General features: G+C 48.7%; 17 protein-coding genes. 7 read left to right on the top strand and 10 right to left on the bottom strand.

The window, feature by feature from the left end:
- Positions 1–82: 82 nt before the first annotated feature.
- Positions 83–1,339, bottom strand: a complete 1,257-nt coding sequence (locus tag ABF86_RS02170) for a pectin acetylesterase-family hydrolase (protein WP_074684686.1) — start codon at positions 1,337–1,339, stop codon at positions 83–85.
- Between the two features lie 328 nt (positions 1,340–1,667).
- Here ABF86_RS02170 and ABF86_RS02175 point away from each other — a divergent pair, with 328 nt between their 5' ends.
- Positions 1,668–2,939 (top strand): O-acetylhomoserine aminocarboxypropyltransferase/cysteine synthase family protein, encoded by a 1,272-nt coding sequence (locus ABF86_RS02175; protein ID WP_074455435.1) that lies wholly within the window; start codon positions 1,668–1,670, stop codon positions 2,937–2,939.
- On the opposite strand, the gene ABF86_RS02180 is transcribed toward ABF86_RS02175, so the two are convergent.
- Both ABF86_RS02180 and epsC read right to left on the bottom strand, forming a co-directional pair.
- Positions 2,927–4,324, bottom strand: coding sequence for an NnrS family protein (locus tag ABF86_RS02180; RefSeq protein ID WP_256201536.1), 1,398 nt, complete (start codon positions 4,322–4,324; stop codon positions 2,927–2,929). The genes ABF86_RS02175 and ABF86_RS02180 overlap by 13 nt on opposite strands.
- A complete protein-coding gene (gene epsC, locus ABF86_RS02185) occupies positions 4,275–5,201 on the bottom strand; it encodes a serine O-acetyltransferase EpsC (RefSeq protein ID WP_074455357.1) in 927 nt (308 codons plus the stop codon). The genes ABF86_RS02180 and epsC overlap by 50 nt, the downstream gene beginning before the upstream one ends.
- Before the next feature lie 399 nt (positions 5,202–5,600).
- Here epsC and glk point away from each other — a divergent pair, with 399 nt between their 5' ends.
- Positions 5,601–6,608 carry a glucokinase gene (gene glk, locus ABF86_RS02190; RefSeq protein ID WP_074455358.1) on the top strand — a complete coding sequence of 336 codons (1,008 nt, stop codon included), beginning with the start codon at positions 5,601–5,603 and terminating at the stop codon, positions 6,606–6,608.
- Between the two features lie 14 nt (positions 6,609–6,622).
- Complete coding sequence (locus tag ABF86_RS02195; RefSeq protein ID WP_074684687.1) at positions 6,623–7,270, top strand: DUF4126 domain-containing protein; 648 nt, start codon at positions 6,623–6,625, stop codon at positions 7,268–7,270.
- 40 nt (positions 7,271–7,310) lie between these two features.
- Here the strand turns inward: ABF86_RS02195 and ABF86_RS02200 are convergent, their stop codons facing one another.
- Genes ABF86_RS02200 through ABF86_RS02230 form a run of 7 tightly spaced genes read right to left on the bottom strand, consistent with a single transcriptional unit; the run spans position 7,311 to position 12,412 of the window.
- A complete protein-coding gene (locus ABF86_RS02200; protein WP_011633548.1) occupies positions 7,311–7,673 on the bottom strand; it encodes a DMT family protein in 363 nt (120 codons plus the stop codon).
- Positions 7,674–7,692: 19 nt separating this feature from the next.
- Positions 7,693–8,379 carry a 6-phosphogluconolactonase gene (gene pgl, locus ABF86_RS02205; RefSeq protein ID WP_011633549.1) on the bottom strand — a complete coding sequence of 229 codons (687 nt, stop codon included), beginning with the start codon at positions 8,377–8,379 and terminating at the stop codon, positions 7,693–7,695.
- Positions 8,361–9,017: an HAD hydrolase-like protein gene (locus ABF86_RS02210; protein WP_011633550.1), complete on the bottom strand. Its 657-nt coding sequence runs from the start codon at positions 9,015–9,017 to the stop codon at positions 8,361–8,363. Before ABF86_RS02210 ends, pgl begins: the two co-directional genes overlap by 19 nt.
- A 6-nt stretch (positions 9,018–9,023) precedes the next feature.
- Complete coding sequence (locus ABF86_RS02215; protein WP_011633551.1) at positions 9,024–9,956, bottom strand: NAD(P)-dependent oxidoreductase; 933 nt, start codon at positions 9,954–9,956, stop codon at positions 9,024–9,026.
- The gene (locus tag ABF86_RS02220; RefSeq protein ID WP_074684688.1) at positions 9,949–10,884 is read right to left on the bottom strand and encodes a phosphoglycerate dehydrogenase; all 936 of its coding nucleotides are present in this window, start codon (positions 10,882–10,884) and stop codon (positions 9,949–9,951) included. Before ABF86_RS02220 ends, ABF86_RS02215 begins: the two co-directional genes overlap by 8 nt.
- On the bottom strand, positions 10,881–11,642 hold the full coding sequence (locus tag ABF86_RS02225) for an aldolase/citrate lyase family protein (protein ID WP_011633553.1): 762 nt from the start codon (positions 11,640–11,642) through the stop codon (positions 10,881–10,883). Before ABF86_RS02225 ends, ABF86_RS02220 begins: the two co-directional genes overlap by 4 nt.
- Positions 11,643–11,653: 11 nt before the next feature.
- On the bottom strand, positions 11,654–12,412 hold the full coding sequence (locus ABF86_RS02230; protein WP_011633554.1) for a 3-deoxy-manno-octulosonate cytidylyltransferase: 759 nt from the start codon (positions 12,410–12,412) through the stop codon (positions 11,654–11,656).
- 302 nt (positions 12,413–12,714) lie between these two features.
- Here ABF86_RS02230 and ABF86_RS02235 point away from each other — a divergent pair, with 302 nt between their 5' ends.
- From ABF86_RS02235 to ABF86_RS02250, 4 genes are all read left to right on the top strand, one after another.
- Positions 12,715–13,794, top strand: a complete 1,080-nt coding sequence (locus ABF86_RS02235; RefSeq protein WP_074684689.1) for a glycosyltransferase family 2 protein — start codon at positions 12,715–12,717, stop codon at positions 13,792–13,794.
- A 68-nt stretch (positions 13,795–13,862) separates the two neighbouring features.
- A complete protein-coding gene (locus ABF86_RS02240; protein WP_240142190.1) occupies positions 13,863–15,134 on the top strand; it encodes an O-antigen ligase family protein in 1,272 nt (423 codons plus the stop codon).
- 74 nt (positions 15,135–15,208) lie between these two features.
- The gene (locus ABF86_RS02245; RefSeq protein ID WP_240142191.1) at positions 15,209–15,823 is read left to right on the top strand and encodes an O-methyltransferase; all 615 of its coding nucleotides are present in this window, start codon (positions 15,209–15,211) and stop codon (positions 15,821–15,823) included.
- A 52-nt stretch (positions 15,824–15,875) separates the two neighbouring features.
- Entirely contained in the window at positions 15,876–16,133 is a 258-nt protein-coding gene (locus tag ABF86_RS02250) for a DUF2024 family protein (RefSeq protein WP_011633558.1), read from the top strand.
- The last annotated feature ends 47 nt before the right edge of the window (positions 16,134–16,180 follow it).

Below are 16,180 nucleotides of genomic sequence, written 5' to 3' on the forward strand. Positions count from 1 at the left end.
GCGTTACCGTAAATCTGGTTTTTCCGATATCCTCCGTACTTTCTGCAATGAAAGCAGATGAAGGATACGGAATCCTGATTCCTCAATGGAATGGAGGTGCGCCACAAGTGCCGCTGCACATCAAGTTCACCAGAGGGTATTTCTTGTCATTGGCCACCAGCCGGTTAACCCAGTCTTTCAAGTAAATGTCGCCAGCACTTTTTTCAGTGTAGAAAACACCCGGGGCAAATGCATCCAGTAATCCAACGTGATAGGTTCCTGCGCTGATATAGTACTTCGAGTTGTTGTTGATCAGCGCATTGGCATTCAACGTGGCCAGCATTCTTAAATGCCACTCAACAGTGGTTACAGGTCCCACATCCGGCCACTGATTGGGATCATTAATTCCCTGATCTGTTTTTCTCATGATATTGAGAAATAACGTTTGAACGCCATCCCAGGCAGTCGTGATGTATGCAAACTTGCTTTTTGTGAAATGGCGCTCAATGCCAGTTGCCAGATTGGTGAAAAAATTAAGGGAATTATAGTTGCTAATCTGGCTGATGCCTGGTACCCAGGTTGCGAGCGTGTGTTCAGTGCCCCATGGGCCATCAGGTTTGAAAACTGTGCCTAGAAAATTATTGGTAAGGACTCCTGTCCCTGCGTCGGAGAGGAGTGATATTTTCGTGCTGCCCGGATAAATGCTATGTATCCGGGGAAAATTCATTAAGGCAGCGTAAGCGCCTGCACTGGACCCTGATACCAGCACTTGCTTGGTATTCGATCGATCCGGTCTTTGTTTTAACCATTCACGCACGGCCATGAAGTTGTCAAAACCGCGGTGATGCACTATCACGGGACTTCCTCCACCAATAATCCCTAAAGGATCGATGTAAAATTCATCTTTGGAGCCGATATGTATATCGCCTGTACAATAAGGAATAAAAACCATGTTCCAATCTTTTAATGGATTATCTGCGCGCGTGTAATCCATTATTCCGCCCGCTCCTTCAGGGCTGTTTTCAGCCGCAAGTGAAGGATTATAGGCAGGCCGGGTTGTTGGGGTGACCGGGGTAGTCAGCGAAGTCAGACAGGTTGCACCATTCCAGCAGGCACCCCCACCATTAAAATAAATGAGCGTTTGCGGTTTGGTGCCTTTCCGGTAGTAAAAATGAAACTGCTCCTGTGGATCAGTTGGATCACTGAATGCACAACCAGGTTGAATATCTTTATAGTTACCGTCATCATCCAGAATGGTTTGTGCGGACACTTTCACTTCTTCCCACCCTGCCGCATACACTCCCGGAAAAAAGAAAAGCAGTAATACAGAAATTAAGGTAATTCGATTGTATTTCAACATCTTACCCTCCCTACTTTATTTAAGGTGAACTTGTTATTTATATTCTTCTTCACGACCATCACCTGTATGGCTGCTAGTATTCATAGTAATACAAAGTCATAAATTCCGGAAAGATATGATAGATCATGAGCCTATTATTCTTCATCCCTGATTGGTATACAGAGAGAGTTCCAATCACGGATCATTCTCACAAGCATATGGAAAATTGTGCAAGGCTAGCGTATCCGCAATAACGAATATGGATTTATTCTGGAGTTCCTTTAAGATTGCCTGCATGTTATCCGGCCAACAGCCGACACTCCAGTTTATTTTGAAAGAGGAAAATGTAATGAAGCGAGAAACACTTGCTATTCATGGTGGTTTTGCCGGTGATCCACAGACGCATTCGGTCGCTGTTCCTATTTATCAGACTACCAGCTACTATTTTGACGATACCCAGCATGGGGCAGATCTGTTTGATCTCAAGGTGCAAGGGAATATCTACACGCGCATCATGAACCCGACTACTGCTGTGCTGGAAGAAAGAGTGGCATTACTGGAAGGGGGAGTGGGGGCGCTGGCGCTGGCTTCCGGCATGGCTGCTATTACGGCCTGTGTACAGACGCTGGCCAGGGCGGGCGATAACATCATCTCCACTAGTCAGGTTTATGGTGGAACCTATAATTTCTTTTGTCATACACTGCCCAATCAGGGAATTGAAGTGCGCATGGTGGATGGTCGTAATCCGGCTGCTTTTGCGGATGCGATCGATGACAAGACCAGGATGGTTTTTTGTGAATCGATTGGCAACCCGGCCGGTAATGTGGTGGACATTGCTGCATTGGCTGAAGCGGCACACACGGCGGGTGTGCCGCTGGTCGTGGATAACACTGTGGCTTCCCCGGTATTGTGCCGTCCTTTTGAGCATGGCGCCGATATTGTTGTCCATGCGCTGACTAAATACATGGGTGGCCACGGTACCAGCATTGGCGGAATCATTGTGGATTCCGGCAAATTTCCCTGGAAAGACAGTCCGCGTTTTCCACAATTCAACAAGCCTGATCCCAGCTATCACGGCGTGGTATATGTGGATGCATTTGGCCCGGCTGCGTTTATTGGTCGTGCGCGCGTTGTTCCGTTGCGCAACATGGGTGCGGCTATTTCTCCCTTTAATTCCTTCCTGATTCTGCAAGGAATTGAAACGCTACCACTGAGAATGGAGCGCCACTGTTTCAATGCTTTGGAGATTGCACGCTACTTGAAAGCACACCCAAAAGTTGGCTGGGTTAATTTTGCCGGTCTTGAAGACAGCCGTGACTATGTTTTGGCACAAAAATACATGGATGGCGGTATTCCATCATCAATTCTAAGCTTTGGTATTAAAGGTGGGCGTGATGCCTGTGCTCGCTTTATGGACAAGCTCGGGTTGATTAAACGACTGGTAAATATCGGAGACGCCAAAACGCTGGCCTGCCACCCGGCTACCACGACTCACCGCCAACTTAATGATGAAGAGCTGGCCAAAGCTGGTGTCAGTATCGATTTGGTACGTTTGTGCGTCGGCATTGAGCATATTGATGATCTGATTGCCGATATAGACCAGGCCTTTCAGGAAGTGTGAGTATTTGTTTTTGTTGTATTACGTTGCTCGTCTGAAAGTGCGCTACGCAAGGTTTTGCTGGTGTCATCGGCTGGTGGGGTTCTGGCCGGTTTTATACGTGGGGCAGTAAACCCCGCTAATACAATGTAGAGCGCAAACAGGAAGGCAATACTCCAGGTTGATGCAGCTACTGTCAGTAATATTTCCCGGTAGCTGCTAAAATCTGCCACCATACGTGTGATCGCGGCGATTGACATGAATCCGGTCATGACCACGATAAACGTGATGCGTGAAGGATATTGTTTGATGTGCAGCAGCGTGACACGCACGATAACGTTTGTTGCCAGCGTACCCAGTGCGCCGACGGTAATGGCGTGCACGGCGGTGCTGAAATGGCTGCCGCCATTCAGTTTTGTCCACCCCAGCAGGATCAGGCCCAGTGCCAACCAGCCGTAGCCCAGCCCGAGACAGAGCAGATCCGGGCGTGCCCGACAGTGCCATAATTGCCAGCGGAACAGGCGGATGCCTGCCAGCATTCCGCTGCTGATCAGCAGAACACCGGAAAGTGACGCTGCAATAGGGGCCAGAATGTATGCAGCGGCAATGGTAAGAATCAACCCGGCTTCGATATTGGGCTGCACTCTCGCAGTCAGCTCCATGCCTTGGCGATAGAATTCCCCCGCAGCAGCGGGTGCCAGCATACGGCCGCCGATAAATAACATCAGCAACGCGAACAATTGTAGGCTTTCATTGATTAAATAACGATGCAGCAGATATGCATCAAGCCGCCCGGCCAGCAGGATTACGGTTGTGAGGGCGCAGATTAAACCGAGCAAAGGAACAAGTGAGCGGTTACGCCATTTTTTAGCAGCCCACAGGCGGGGAAGCAACTGTCGAGCGAGCAGGATAGCAAACAGCGCGTTGAATGCCAAAGTTGGCCAGGCGAAGGGAGCAATCAGGTCAGCAACTCTTGCCAGCAGCCAGAAGCCCAGAAACCAGACCAGCCGCCGGGCGGGCATGGGACCCAATAAGTAGCCGGCAATCAGTGCCGGAGCCAGGCCGAACAACATTTCAAACGCATGCCCTGCTGGCGTGACTAGTATGACCGGTCCGTAACCATACCTGGCCAGTATGGTTAGCGGGATGATTAATATCGCATGCAGGCACGCTGCCGTAAAAAACCACTGATGAGCGTATGCCTTGGTTTCTCCTGGGAAAAACCGTGAGAATAGATTTCCTGATTGTGCACTATTCATTTTTATATTGGCTGGCTGCTGCAAGCCGGTTTGCAGAAAATAGAATACGGCAAAAGGAAGAGGTGCCTGTGTTGTGGAGAGGTGATGGATTGGCTGTGTTTCAGTCGTTATGTGTTCGCGCTTGAGTGATTCGGCTGCCGGGAGGCACACTGCGTGTCAGCCAGACATTGCCACCAATGGTGGAGCCTTTGCCGATAGTAATACGCCCCAGAATAGTCGCTCCCGCATAAATGACAACATCATCTTCAACAATAGGGTGGCGGTCGATTCCCTTTACCAGCGAACCGTGTTCATCTACCTGAAAACTTTTTGCACCGAGAGTCACCGCCTGGTACAAGCGCACGTTGTTGCCAATGACCGTGGTTTCACCAATAACGACGCCGGTGCCATGGTCAATAAAGAAGCTTCCGCCGATTTGTGCACCCGGATGGATTTCTATGCCAGTTTGTGAATGAGCGATTTCAGAAATCATACGTGCGATCAGTGGGGTTCCCAACTGATATAGTTCATGCGCCAGCCGATGCCAGGTAATGGCGGCAACGCCGGGATAGCATACCAGCACTTCATCGATCCCGCGGGCAGCCGGATCACCTTCATAGGCAGCGAGCACATCATCATCGAGCAGTCGACGGATTACGGGCAGCCGTTTGGCGAACGTTTGGGTGATTTCCGTTGCTTGTGCGTAAGTTTCCTGATCGAGTTCTTCGGTTCCTGAATTGAAGTGCAGTTCGTGCTGAATCTGGATCAGCAAGGCGCGTAACGTTGAATTCAGGATATGGCCAACATAATGATCAACGCCTTCCACCGCCAGATCGGATGGGCCGAGGCGGTTAGGGAATAATGCTGTTCGCAGACCTTCAATAATTCCGGCCAACACTTTGCGGGAAGGCAGCCGGGGCGGTCTGAGATGTCCTTGTCGGTTGATCAGTGCAGTGGTGCGTACATCCCGTAATTCAGCTACCACGTCGTTGATCTGCAAGTGTGTGCTTTTCAACAGTAAATCACCTGCCCCATTGATATCTGTCACAATACCTCTCCGTTTCTTATTGTGGACACTTCTAAAAATTGGCTCTTCAGGCGATCGTGGCGTTGTATGCCTTGCCGCCTTGCCTGTTTATTGGGTATGTTTCGTTGTTGCGCTCTGTGTGCTTTTATCTTGTACTACCGGATTTTTAGGGGTGTCCTTATGATCAAAGGACATCCCTGAATTAATAGCCGAGAATTGATACCCGGAATAAACCTGCTAGTAATATCTGGATGAACCTGACCCGTTGGCAGCAGAGCTGGAGAAACAGGAGGTCTATTGTACCTGCCCGCATTACTTTTTCTACCATGAGATTTCTGGCTTTTTTATGAGCCTGTGTTTCAATGGGGTTACATGTTTTAATGATCTTGTCATCATTATGTGTCAGGAGGAAAGCAACTGATGGATCAATATCTATTATATGGCGACATTGGTGGAACCAAGACCTTGTTGCGCTCTGTTGTGATCAAGAATGAGGAAGTTGAGCTTCATTATGAGCATCGTTACGATAGTCGTCAGTACGGTGATTTTGACAGTATTCTGGAAGATTTCTTAAAGCAATCTGACTGTCAGCCGGTTGCTGTCTGTTTGGCAGTCGCCGGGCCGATTGTTGATCAACAGGTGCACCTGACCAATTTGCCCTGGACAATCAATGCCTCCGCCCTTGCGGAAAAATTTTCAATTTCTGCTGTGAAAATTGTCAATGATTTTGAGGGGATGGCAGCTTCTATCGAAGTACTGCCGCAGGATGATCTGGTTATGCTGCAAGCCGGGGAACCTTCTTCTTCTGCGATGCGTGTTGTACTGGGGGCGGGTACCGGGATGGGAGTTGCTTGGTTGATCAAGCGTGGACGATACTACGAACCGCTTGCCACCGAAGCAGGTCATGTTGATTTTGCACCGACCAGCGCCATTCAGATTGAATTGCTCAGATATCTGATGACAAAGTATCAGAGGGTTTCAATTGAACGATTGCTTTCTGGTCAGGGATTGACTCACATTTTTAATTTTTTGCAAGCTGATGCGGCGGCTGGCGCTCACTTGAAAAGTATTGAACTGGATGCTGATGATGGCGCAACCGTTACTCGGCTGGCTTTCGAGCACCAATACCCGATTGCTCTAAAAGCGCTTGATCTGTTTGCCGAGATTTATGGTGCTTATGCAGGCAATCTGGCGCTGACAGGGTTATGCCGGGGTGGCGTCTATATTGCAGGCGGCATCGCGCCGCGCATTATCCAAATTTTGCAACAACCCGGTTTTATCCAGGCATTCTGCAACAAAGGGCGATACAGTGAACTGGTGCGCGAGATTCCGGTTTATGTGGTGATGAATCCGAAAGCTGGTTTGCTGGGTGCCGGGTTGCTCGCACAGCGCATGCTGCATCAGTCAACGATATCTCTTGCGGAATAACTGGGATCGGCTGAATGAGTAGTTATGAAAGCCTGATCGCAACACTGGCCTTGACCATGGGGAGTTCCTGGGCAAGCGGGATAAATCTGTATGCTGCGTTGCTGATACTCGGCCTGGGCGGCGTCACTGGCAATATTGCTTTGCCGCATGAACTGGCAGTACTGGAAAATCCCTTTATTATCGGGGCGGCAGGTACCATGTATCTTGTTCAATTTTTTGCTGACAAGATACCGGGTGTGGATAGCATTTCAGATGCTCTGCATACCTTCGTGCGTATCCCGGCGGGTGCCATGCTGGCAGCAGGGGCAGTGGGGGATGTTTCTCCCGCCTTGGAAATTGCAGCGGGCATACTCGGTGGCGGTGCAGCGACAACCAGCCATGCTGCCAAAACCGGCACACGTCTGATGATCAACACCTCGCCCGAACCCGTATCTAACTGGACTGCCTCGATCAGTGAAGATTTAATAGTGATTGGTGGGCTGTGGACAGCCCTAAATCATCCGATATTGTTTCTGATCTTGTTTATTATATTTGTTGGCTTGGCAATCTGGTTGTTGCCAAAACTATGGAAGCTGATCAGGGCATTGCTGATAAAAACAGCCCGATTTCTGAGGATCATATCTCCTCCTGTAGTGGCTGATGATGATACTCCGGGGGGATAAAAAGTCTTTTTAGGCTTTTGGAGATTGATTGATCAGTTGATCAGTTACCTATATCTACTATCTCACTGCGGAAAATGAAGTACACCGCACCAAGGATGCACAGCCCCGCCCAGAGATAATCAAGCTTTAGCGGTTCTTCCATATAGAGCAAGCTGAAAGGCACGAATACAGACAGGGTGATGACTTCCTGCAGGATTTTGAGCTGCCCGAGGGATAAAACACTGAACCCGATGCGGTTTGCCGGTACCTGTAACATATATTCGAAGAAGGCGATTCCCCAGCTGATAAGGGCTGCCACCAGCCATGGTTTACTGCTTAAATCCTTTAGATGCGCATACCAGGCAAATGTCATGAAGACGTTGCTGATAGAGAGCAATACGACTGTAAGCCAAATTTCGCGCATGATGAAATTCGGTGTCTAACTAATCCGTTTCGAACAATTCTACCGGTCTGGATTGCATTAGCTGTACAAACGGTATGGCTGGATCAGGGGATGCAATGAGCTGATCAACCAGTTGTCTTTTTTCTTTCCCTGTAATGACCAGTATGATGCGGCTACTGTTGATAAGTGCCTGCAAGCTCAGGCTGATACGCGGGGAAGGTGCAGCAGGAGGTGTAGCAGCCTGGCACAGATTAGCTGAATTCATATCTAGCGTCATGCCAGGAAACAGAGAGGCAATATGGCCGTCTGCCCCCAGGCCAAGGATGATCAGACTGAATGGCAAGGGTAACCCGGCCAGGCGCATATCGAGGTCAGCAATTGCCTCATCAGGGTGAGCGTGTTTGGTTTTGAGGGAGATAAAATGAGGCTGTTGCTGCATGTGTTGCAGGAAATGCTCACGCACTAGCCGTTCGTTGGATTGCTCGCTGGTTGGTTCTACCCAGCGTTCATCGCTTAGCGTTACAAAGACGTGTTGCCAGGGGAGGTTTATTTGTGCCAGCCGAGGAAGGTAAACAGTGGGTGTTCTTCCACCAGGTACCACCAGACTGGCTTGGCCGTGCTGTGTGATTGCATTACGTAATGTGACGGCAACTGATTCTGCCAATGCTTCAGATAACGAGGGAAGATCATTGAAAACGTGACGTTCGATCAAGTGGTTAGTGGCCATAGGTCAGGAATAATTTCAACTGATTTAGGAAAAGGATTGTCATCGCCTGGGCGGACGCGACCAAGAAATATAACGCCGTTCTGCTGGGCACTTTCATAATCCACCAGTGCATCGCCGACCATCAGCACGCGCTCAGGATCAAGCGGGTGGGCTGACAAAATATCTGCCACCAGCGCTTCCTTGAGTCGGGGAGAGCCGTGTACCCTGGTGAAGTAGCGTGACAGGTTGCGCCGTTCAACAATTGTGCGCAGTTCATTTTCCGGCGTACCGGAAGCAACGAATAATGGAATCTGGTTTACCATTTTATCCAGTAGTGTTTCCGCTCCGGCTACCGCTTGACAGGCAATGACTGCATTCATGACCAGTTCGGAAAATCGCCGATCCAGTTCCTGCTCTTCTTCCTTGGTAAGGGGAGGGTTATTTAGCAGATTTTGCTGGAAATAATGAAATTTGAGATAGCGTGACATACCGCCGTTGGTGCGGTGATAATCTACTGCGGCCTGTGCGATCGTTTCACCATGATGGCGATACAGTTCAGCAAAGGCCTGTGCCTTGATATCCCCGGATTCCACGATGACACCATCGAAATCAAAGATAATGGCTTGCCAGTAGTCAGTCGGGCGGCTTGTTATGTTCATGCCTGATTATACTGCGGAAGAAGGGGTTGCATCTTCTTCCTGGCCATGATTGATCTGCTGGTGAATTTCCTGGATACAGTCGAGCAATCCCTGCCCAAGATCAACATGCTCATTGAGTACCAGTTTGCGGCCAACACGGGGCTGAAATGCATACGGCGTAATCTGGTAATGATGCCCTGGTTTGTCCTGATCCAAATGCAGAGCGACATCCCACGGCATCATTTCCGAGATCATGGTCATAACGTCGCGGATGCGCATTTTTTCCTGGCCGGTCAGAATCAGGTGGCGGTTGGCAAATTCCGAAGCAAGTACTTGTACGCTCATGCGGGCGGCGTCTTCGACATGAATGTATTCCCGGATGGATTCCCCACTGCCGTGATAGGTGATGGAATGTTGTTGTACGGCCTCGTGCAGCATGCGATAGATACCGTTGCGTTTGTCCGAACGTCGGCCATAGAGCGATCCATAGCGCAGAATGGTGTATTCCAGTCCGTAGCGTTCATGATAGGTTTCAGTGAAACGTTCGGCTGCCTGTTTGCTGGCGCGATAGAACGAGCCGGATTCAGAGTAAACGTAAATGCTGCTGGCAAAGATAAAACGGCGTACACCCGCCAGTCGGGCTGATTCGAGTGCATGCATGTTACCGATGACATTGATGCTGGCTGTGGCCAGAGGCTTATCATTGGCCTCATCAATATCAGCGATGGCGGCAAAATTATAGACAACCGCAGCACCCTGAACGGCGTTGGATACCTGGTTGATATCCATCAGATCACCAATGATCATTTCCTGATCAGGCCGCCGGAACGGGGAAAGATGGCGATCGAACAGACGCACCTGATAGCCTGCATTGGACAGGGCATCGGCAACGTGGCTGCCCAGAAAGCCGCCTGCACCCAGTACAACTGCAATTTGCCCCGGCTGTATTGCTTCACTCATTGATCAAACCTGCCTCGACCATTCCCCACCACAAATTTTCAGCCGCTTCGATTTCCATGCGCTGCCGTGTTTCTCGCGCAAGTGATCCGATATGAGAAGTCAGTATCGCCCGTTTGCATTCGCGCAGAGGTCCCTGGTAGGGCTCCTGTTCGAAGCTGTCTAGTGCAGCCGCTTCAATGTGCCCTGAATTGAGCGCTGTGCATAAAGCGGTTTCATCGACCAATCCGCCACGGGCGGCGTTGATAAAGATTGTTCCGGGTTGCATATGCGCAATGGCTTCGGCATTAATTAAATGGCGAACATCCGGAGAGTAGGGCAAGTGGAGTGTCACAATATCAGCCTGTTCGAGCAAAGTATTCAATGAAACGAGTTCGATGCCGCCGGGTGCTTGCTGCAGATGAGGGTCATGTGCGATGACCTTTGCCTCGAATGCCTGACATAGTTTAGCAACCCGTCGGCCAATATGTCCCAGGCCAACAATGCCCACTGTGCGTGCAGCCAGCAGCCGTCCCTGTGTGCGTGGCCATTCACCTTTGCGTACGGAACGATCAGTGTGATTGATCTGGCGCAGGCAATCAAGCATCAGCCCTAGTGTCAGTTCTGCAACAGCCTGAGCGGGCGCTTCAGGGGTATTGGAAACCTTGATGTTTCTTTGTTGAGCAGCTTTCAGATCAACACTATCCATGCCAGTGCCGCAACGTGCAATGACACGCAAAGCACTGGCGCTTGTCAACACATGTTCTGTCAGCGGCTCAACTCCCGCCAGCAGGGCGACGGTATCCGTGCTGAGTAAATCAATAATTTCATCTTCGGCGAGCTTGCGCCGGTAAGGATTGCCGGTGACGGTGAAGCCTTGTGCCTGCAGTCGCTGTATGGCGGGGTTGTGATCAAAATCGAAAGAGGAAGTGGAAACGACGATCTTGCTCATGAAGATGTTCTGATCATGTTCAGATGGGTGCGGCAAAGGGAATCAAGCATGCGGATATCAAGGCTGTATCCCAGAAATGAAAATCCCTGTTTGATCCGTTGTTGCAGCGCAGCTGTGTCGGGTTCAACGACATGGATGCCACCTGCTTTGTGATGGTGGATACCAGCTTGCAATACTTGCTGAATGGCTGCCTGTACATCAGGATGATCCAGCTCACCCGGTTGCCCCATTGATCCAGATAGATCATAAGGGCCGATGATGTAAGCATCAATGCCGGGAGTGGACAGAATGGCATCGATGTTTTCAATAGCGCGGATATGCTCAATCATCACGATGACAACCGCATTGTCACGCAACCATTGCCGGTATGCCTGAAAACTTGTGCCATAGCCCTGAGCACGCGCTAACCCTACACCACGGGTTCCTTCAGGCGGATAATAAACAGCATCGATTGCAGCGCGAGCATCTTCTGCAGATTTGATCATCGGCACCATGATTCCGGTTGCACCGGCATCCATGACGCGTTTGATCTGATCGGGATGGTTGGAGGTCAATCGTACGATTGCCGGACATTGTTGGCTATCTAGCACTTGAATAAGTGCTTGTACTTCGCTCAGCTCCAGTACGCTGTGTTCGGTATCCAGTACCAGCCAGTCAAAACCGGCTTTGGCCATGATCTCAGCAATTGAGGGGTGTCCGAGCGTGATCCATGAGCCAATGGTCAGTTCATGATGGGTGAGACGGGCTTTCAGTGACATAAGCGCTCCAGTTAGATTCTTTGATATTTGCCCAGTAGCGGATCATTAGCCATCAGCTGCGCAACACGGGCCAGATCTGCCTCGGTATCAACTGCCTGCGTATCGTATTCAGTTTCCACCATCCTGACGCGGCGGCCGTGTTCCAGCAGGCGCAGCATATCAATTGATTCGAGGCATTCCAGTGGGGTGGGCGATAACTGGCTGTATTCGAGCAGACAGGTGCGTGTAAAAGGAATGATACAGACCTGCTTGTAAGTGGCAGTTGCTCCAAAGCCACCTGGAGCCAATGTCGGAATCGGCTGACGGGTCATATATAACGCATTTCCCTGCTGATCCGTAACCACTTTGATGGTGTTGGGGCTGCGAAAATCGGCTTCATCGTCGATTCGCTTCGTCAGATTGACGCATTCCAGTTTGGGATCATTGTGGAAAGGTGCGATGGCGGTGTCGATCATGGAAGGATGTGTCATCGGTTCATCTCCCTGCACCATGACGATCAGATCAGCATCGGTGTGTGCGGTTGCTTCCGCGATGCGGTCACTGGCCCGTTCGTGGCTGTCTGCAGTCATGATGACGGGTGCTCCGAAAGCGGTTGCTGCCTGCCGGATGGCTTCGTCACAGGTGGCGATATAAGTTGCGCTCAGCGATTTGCTCATGGCAACACGCTGGTAAACATGCTCCAGCATGGTGCAGTCCAGCAGCTGCGCTAACGGTTTTCCGGGAAAACGCGAAGAATCCATGCGTGCCGGAATGATGGCGATTGTTTTCATAGTTATGGGAAAAGTGACTGGTTAAATATGCAGATATGATGGGGCGAATAAAATATTTTTTGCAGTGCGTGCTGCGGCTGGTTTGCTGGATTCATAGGTATTATGCGCTGTGTATAATGCCACTTTGCAGTCAACCTTAATCCTTCCTTGTCAATATTTTGCATAATAACACAGGTTTATTTGGCAGCTCTTTCGGCTATTGCTTGGCTGAATAGGCTGTTGAACAATGCAACCATTATGGCAAAAGGTCATCTGGGTTCTGTTGTCCTGTGACTGCTGCTGATACATACCGGAGACAGAGGATGATAGATATCAGGAAATTTGCAATACCTGCTGACAAAACAATAGATGTCGTTATTCCGGTATATAACGCTCCCGATTGGACACGGCGCTGTATTGATTCCATTGTCGCGCATCTTAATCAATCCATTAGACGCATTATCGTTCAGGATGATGCGTCTGGCCACGAAACGAGGGAGATGCTGGATAACCTGTCGTATGATTGTGTTGACGTTCACCATGCGGAGAAAAACCAGGGCTTTGGTATTTCAGTAAATGCAGCCGTCAATCGATCTGACGCTTCCTATGTATTTATTCTTAACTCAGACACCGAAGTCAGCCAGGATTTCCTGCCGTTGTTATGCACAGCCTTTACTGCTGATCCTGAATTAGCGGCTATTGTTCCTGCCGGTAACAGTTACGCCCAATATGATCTTGGGCGCTATATGCTGCGGGAAGCAGGCTATATACCCAATTACTATCTTCGTGGACACGCCATACTAATCCGCCGTGATGTTTTTCAGGAAATCGGAGGCTTCGACCCAGCATTTGGGCGAGGTTATTATGAAGATATTGATCTTGGCCGCCGGCTTGATCTTCACGGATGGCGTTTCGGCATACATCCTGGTGTTTGTATTTATCATAAGAGAAGGGGTTCGTTTGGTAATGGACGATCACAGAAGCAACTTTCACGACGTAACCGTGCCTTTTATCTTTCACGTTACCCTGATGCACGACAAAATATCCTGCTGTTTTCGACTAACGGATCACTTGTAAATTTTCCTTCGTCTGTTCTGGTTACAATTGAAAATGTATTTCGTAAAGGAGGTTATGTACATTGGTTTACCTCGGCGCGATCACCCACGTTGCTATGTCTGCAAATGTATAGTCAGCCGCTGCGCTTAACCGCGGTAATCTGGACAACATTTAGAAACTGGTGGCGTGCGGACAGACGTATCTCGACTATCTGGATGATGGATGATATCCCGTTTTTATTACGCACCTTGCTAATCGTCTGGGGTCGTGTGTTCAGGCTGGAAGTCAAAAAGCTATCATTTGATGAATCTCCTCTTTCTTTTGAGGGAGCAATATTAAAGAAGTAACTGTAATATCGTTAGAATAGGGAAGCATTGTAAATGCTCGTCAACCGGTTGACTTGAAAGGATTTATTTTGAGTAGTGGGATTGTATTGAGTTGGCGTGAGTTGCTGGTGCGGTTTGTATTGGTGTTTTTTTGTCTTGCACTTTGGCCCAGTGGGTTGGTGTATTGGGGAATAGGTTTGCTGGTTGTTGCCTGGCTGGTGGATGGAGGATTATCCAGATTTCCTGATCTGTTAAAAGAGCCTTTAATACAAGGCGTTCTTGTTTTTTGTGGGGTATGGGGAGTTGGCTTGCTCTGGAGTGATTTTTCTGTATCCCTTACAGGGAGATGGGAAAAATATTTTATTCTGCTGATAATTATCCCATTCTTTTCATTGTTAAATAAAGAGCGTTTACCTTGGGTGACGGGGGCGCTGATTAGTGGTTATCTGGGAGTGGTTGTGTTGGGTGGCTATCAGTATGCAGTACTTGGTGAGCAAGGAATTTCTTTGTTTGGTATGTCTTATTTGAATTTCTCATCCGCACTAGGAATCGGCGTTATTTTGGCTGTTTATGGTGGATGGGTTACTTTGTCCAGAATGCGCTGGTTTTTATCGGCTTTGTTATGGATAACCGCTTTGTTGTTGCTATTTCTTCAGTTTCGTGAGAATGCAAGAGGTATATTGCTCTCAACCGTAATGATACTCTTGTTAATGTTTTGTCTGCGTTATCAAGTAAAAGGTAAAGTGTTAGCGAGTTACCTAGCTTCAATTATTGCAGTAACTGTATTGTTCGCTGCGAGCAGTGATGTTTTTCATAAAAGACTGGAAGCAATCGGCTCAGATCTTCAATTATTTCAGCAAGGGCATTACCAAACCAGCGTAGGTTATCGGCTGGCAATCTGGGATATTGGTTTGCACGGTCTTGTTGACGCTCCTGTCATAGGGCATGGTTCTGGCATGGCGAAGCATTATCTCCAAAATAGTTTTATGTCCTATAAAGAAGGGATTTACCAGGATTTGCCTGAGTTTCATGAAGCAAAACATTTCCATAATGAACTAATTGAAATTGGCGTACATCTGGGATTGCTTGGTATATTGGCTTTTATATTCTTATTATGGTGCTGGTTCAAAACATTCAAGCAACATCAGATGGCTTTATTGGGTGGTGCAATTGTGTGTTTCACTTTTCTGTCCGGTTTGACTGATACTTTCTTACTATACAGCAGAATTCCACCATTTTTGCTCGCAGTGACGGCCATAGCTGTTTGCTGGCAGAGGTATGAAGGAAGCCTTGATCTAATCGATCGAAAGAGTCCGCAAATCAAGGGTGGAATTCGTAAACGTTCCAGTATGGCTCGATAATGCCAATCCTGCAGCCACCGGTCGTTGATAATCCAGATGGATTGATCCCTGTTAATCCGATGATTGAACATTATATGTACACTCTGACAGAGCAGTTTGATCATCCCATCCTCGATGAGATGGAAGCATTTGCCCGGGTGAGAAATTTCCCGATTGTAGGCAGGCTCGTTGGGATCTCGCTGGAAATCCTCGCAAAAATGATAGGTGCACATAGAGTTTTTGAGTTTGGCAGCGGGTACGGGTATTCCGCCTATTGGTTTGGCAAGGCAGTTGGACCTGATGGCCAAATTGTCTGTACAGACAGCAATCCGGTTAATCAGGAAAGGGCAGAGCAATATCTCGCTGCCGTTGGAATATGGGAGCGGGTGAAATTTTGCACGGGCTATGCTCAGGATATATTTGCACAGACTGATGGGATGTTCGATATCTGCTACAACGATGCGGATAAAGGAGGATATCCGGATATCTGGCGCATGGCCAAAGAACGTATCCGCCCTGGTGGGTTATATATTGCCGACAACGTATTATGGCGTGGGCGAGTGGCCGTGGATGGCTCTGCAGATATTAAACCAGGCTGGACTGAAGCAATCAGAGAGCATAATCAGCTAATTTGTAAGGATCCGGAGTTTGATGCCTTTATCAATCCAACGCGTGATGGCGTTATCGTGGCGCGCAGAAAAATGGCATAATACAGCTTTGAATTATTTGTCTTTCTATTATTAATCAGTAAGGAGAACTTTTATGCAGATCCATGTGTACGATACCTATGTCAAATCCAAGCGCGGACACACTATGCATTTTGATGTGTTTACTGATGTAAGGGATGATAAGAAAGCGATTGAATTTGCCAAGGAATGGCTTGCTTCGATTGGAGAAGAGGATGCGACGGTAACCAGTGAGGAATGTCGTTTTTGCCACAGCCAGAAAGCACCTGATGAGGTGATTGAAGCGATCAAGCAGAAAGGATATTACATTTATAAAATGGAAGGGTGTGATTAGCAGATTATCGGCGAGTCGAAGTATTGCGATAATTATGGAGCTTTATA

It is taken from the genome of Nitrosomonas sp. GH22 (assembly GCF_009833115.1).
Classification (GTDB): Bacteria; Pseudomonadota; Gammaproteobacteria; order Burkholderiales; family Nitrosomonadaceae; genus Nitrosomonas; species Nitrosomonas eutropha.

Bases quoted from the DNA above. Each gene is read 5' to 3' on its own strand.
- ABF86_RS02170 (WP_074684686.1), bottom strand. From the start codon at position 1,339: ATGTTGAAATACAATCGAATTACCTTAATTTCTGTATTACTGCTTTTC.
- ABF86_RS02175 (WP_074455435.1), top strand. From the start codon at position 1,668: ATGAAGCGAGAAACACTTGCTATTCATGGTGGTTTTGCCGGTGATCCA.
- glk (WP_074455358.1), top strand. From the start codon at position 5,601: ATGGATCAATATCTATTATATGGCGACATTGGTGGAACCAAGACCTTG.
- ABF86_RS02195 (WP_074684687.1), top strand. From the start codon at position 6,623: ATGAGTAGTTATGAAAGCCTGATCGCAACACTGGCCTTGACCATGGGG.
- ABF86_RS02200 (WP_011633548.1), bottom strand. From the start codon at position 7,673: ATGCGCGAAATTTGGCTTACAGTCGTATTGCTCTCTATCAGCAACGTC.
- pgl (WP_011633549.1), bottom strand. From the start codon at position 8,379: ATGGCCACTAACCACTTGATCGAACGTCACGTTTTCAATGATCTTCCC.
- ABF86_RS02210 (WP_011633550.1), bottom strand. From the start codon at position 9,017: ATGAACATAACAAGCCGCCCGACTGACTACTGGCAAGCCATTATCTTT.
- ABF86_RS02215 (WP_011633551.1), bottom strand. From the start codon at position 9,956: ATGAGTGAAGCAATACAGCCGGGGCAAATTGCAGTTGTACTGGGTGCA.
- ABF86_RS02220 (WP_074684688.1), bottom strand. From the start codon at position 10,884: ATGAGCAAGATCGTCGTTTCCACTTCCTCTTTCGATTTTGATCACAAC.
- ABF86_RS02225 (WP_011633553.1), bottom strand. From the start codon at position 11,642: ATGTCACTGAAAGCCCGTCTCACCCATCATGAACTGACCATTGGCTCA.
- ABF86_RS02230 (WP_011633554.1), bottom strand. From the start codon at position 12,412: ATGAAAACAATCGCCATCATTCCGGCACGCATGGATTCTTCGCGTTTT.
- ABF86_RS02235 (WP_074684689.1), top strand. From the start codon at position 12,715: ATGATAGATATCAGGAAATTTGCAATACCTGCTGACAAAACAATAGAT.
- ABF86_RS02245 (WP_240142191.1), top strand. From the start codon at position 15,209: ATGTACACTCTGACAGAGCAGTTTGATCATCCCATCCTCGATGAGATG.
- ABF86_RS02250 (WP_011633558.1), top strand. From the start codon at position 15,876: ATGCAGATCCATGTGTACGATACCTATGTCAAATCCAAGCGCGGACAC.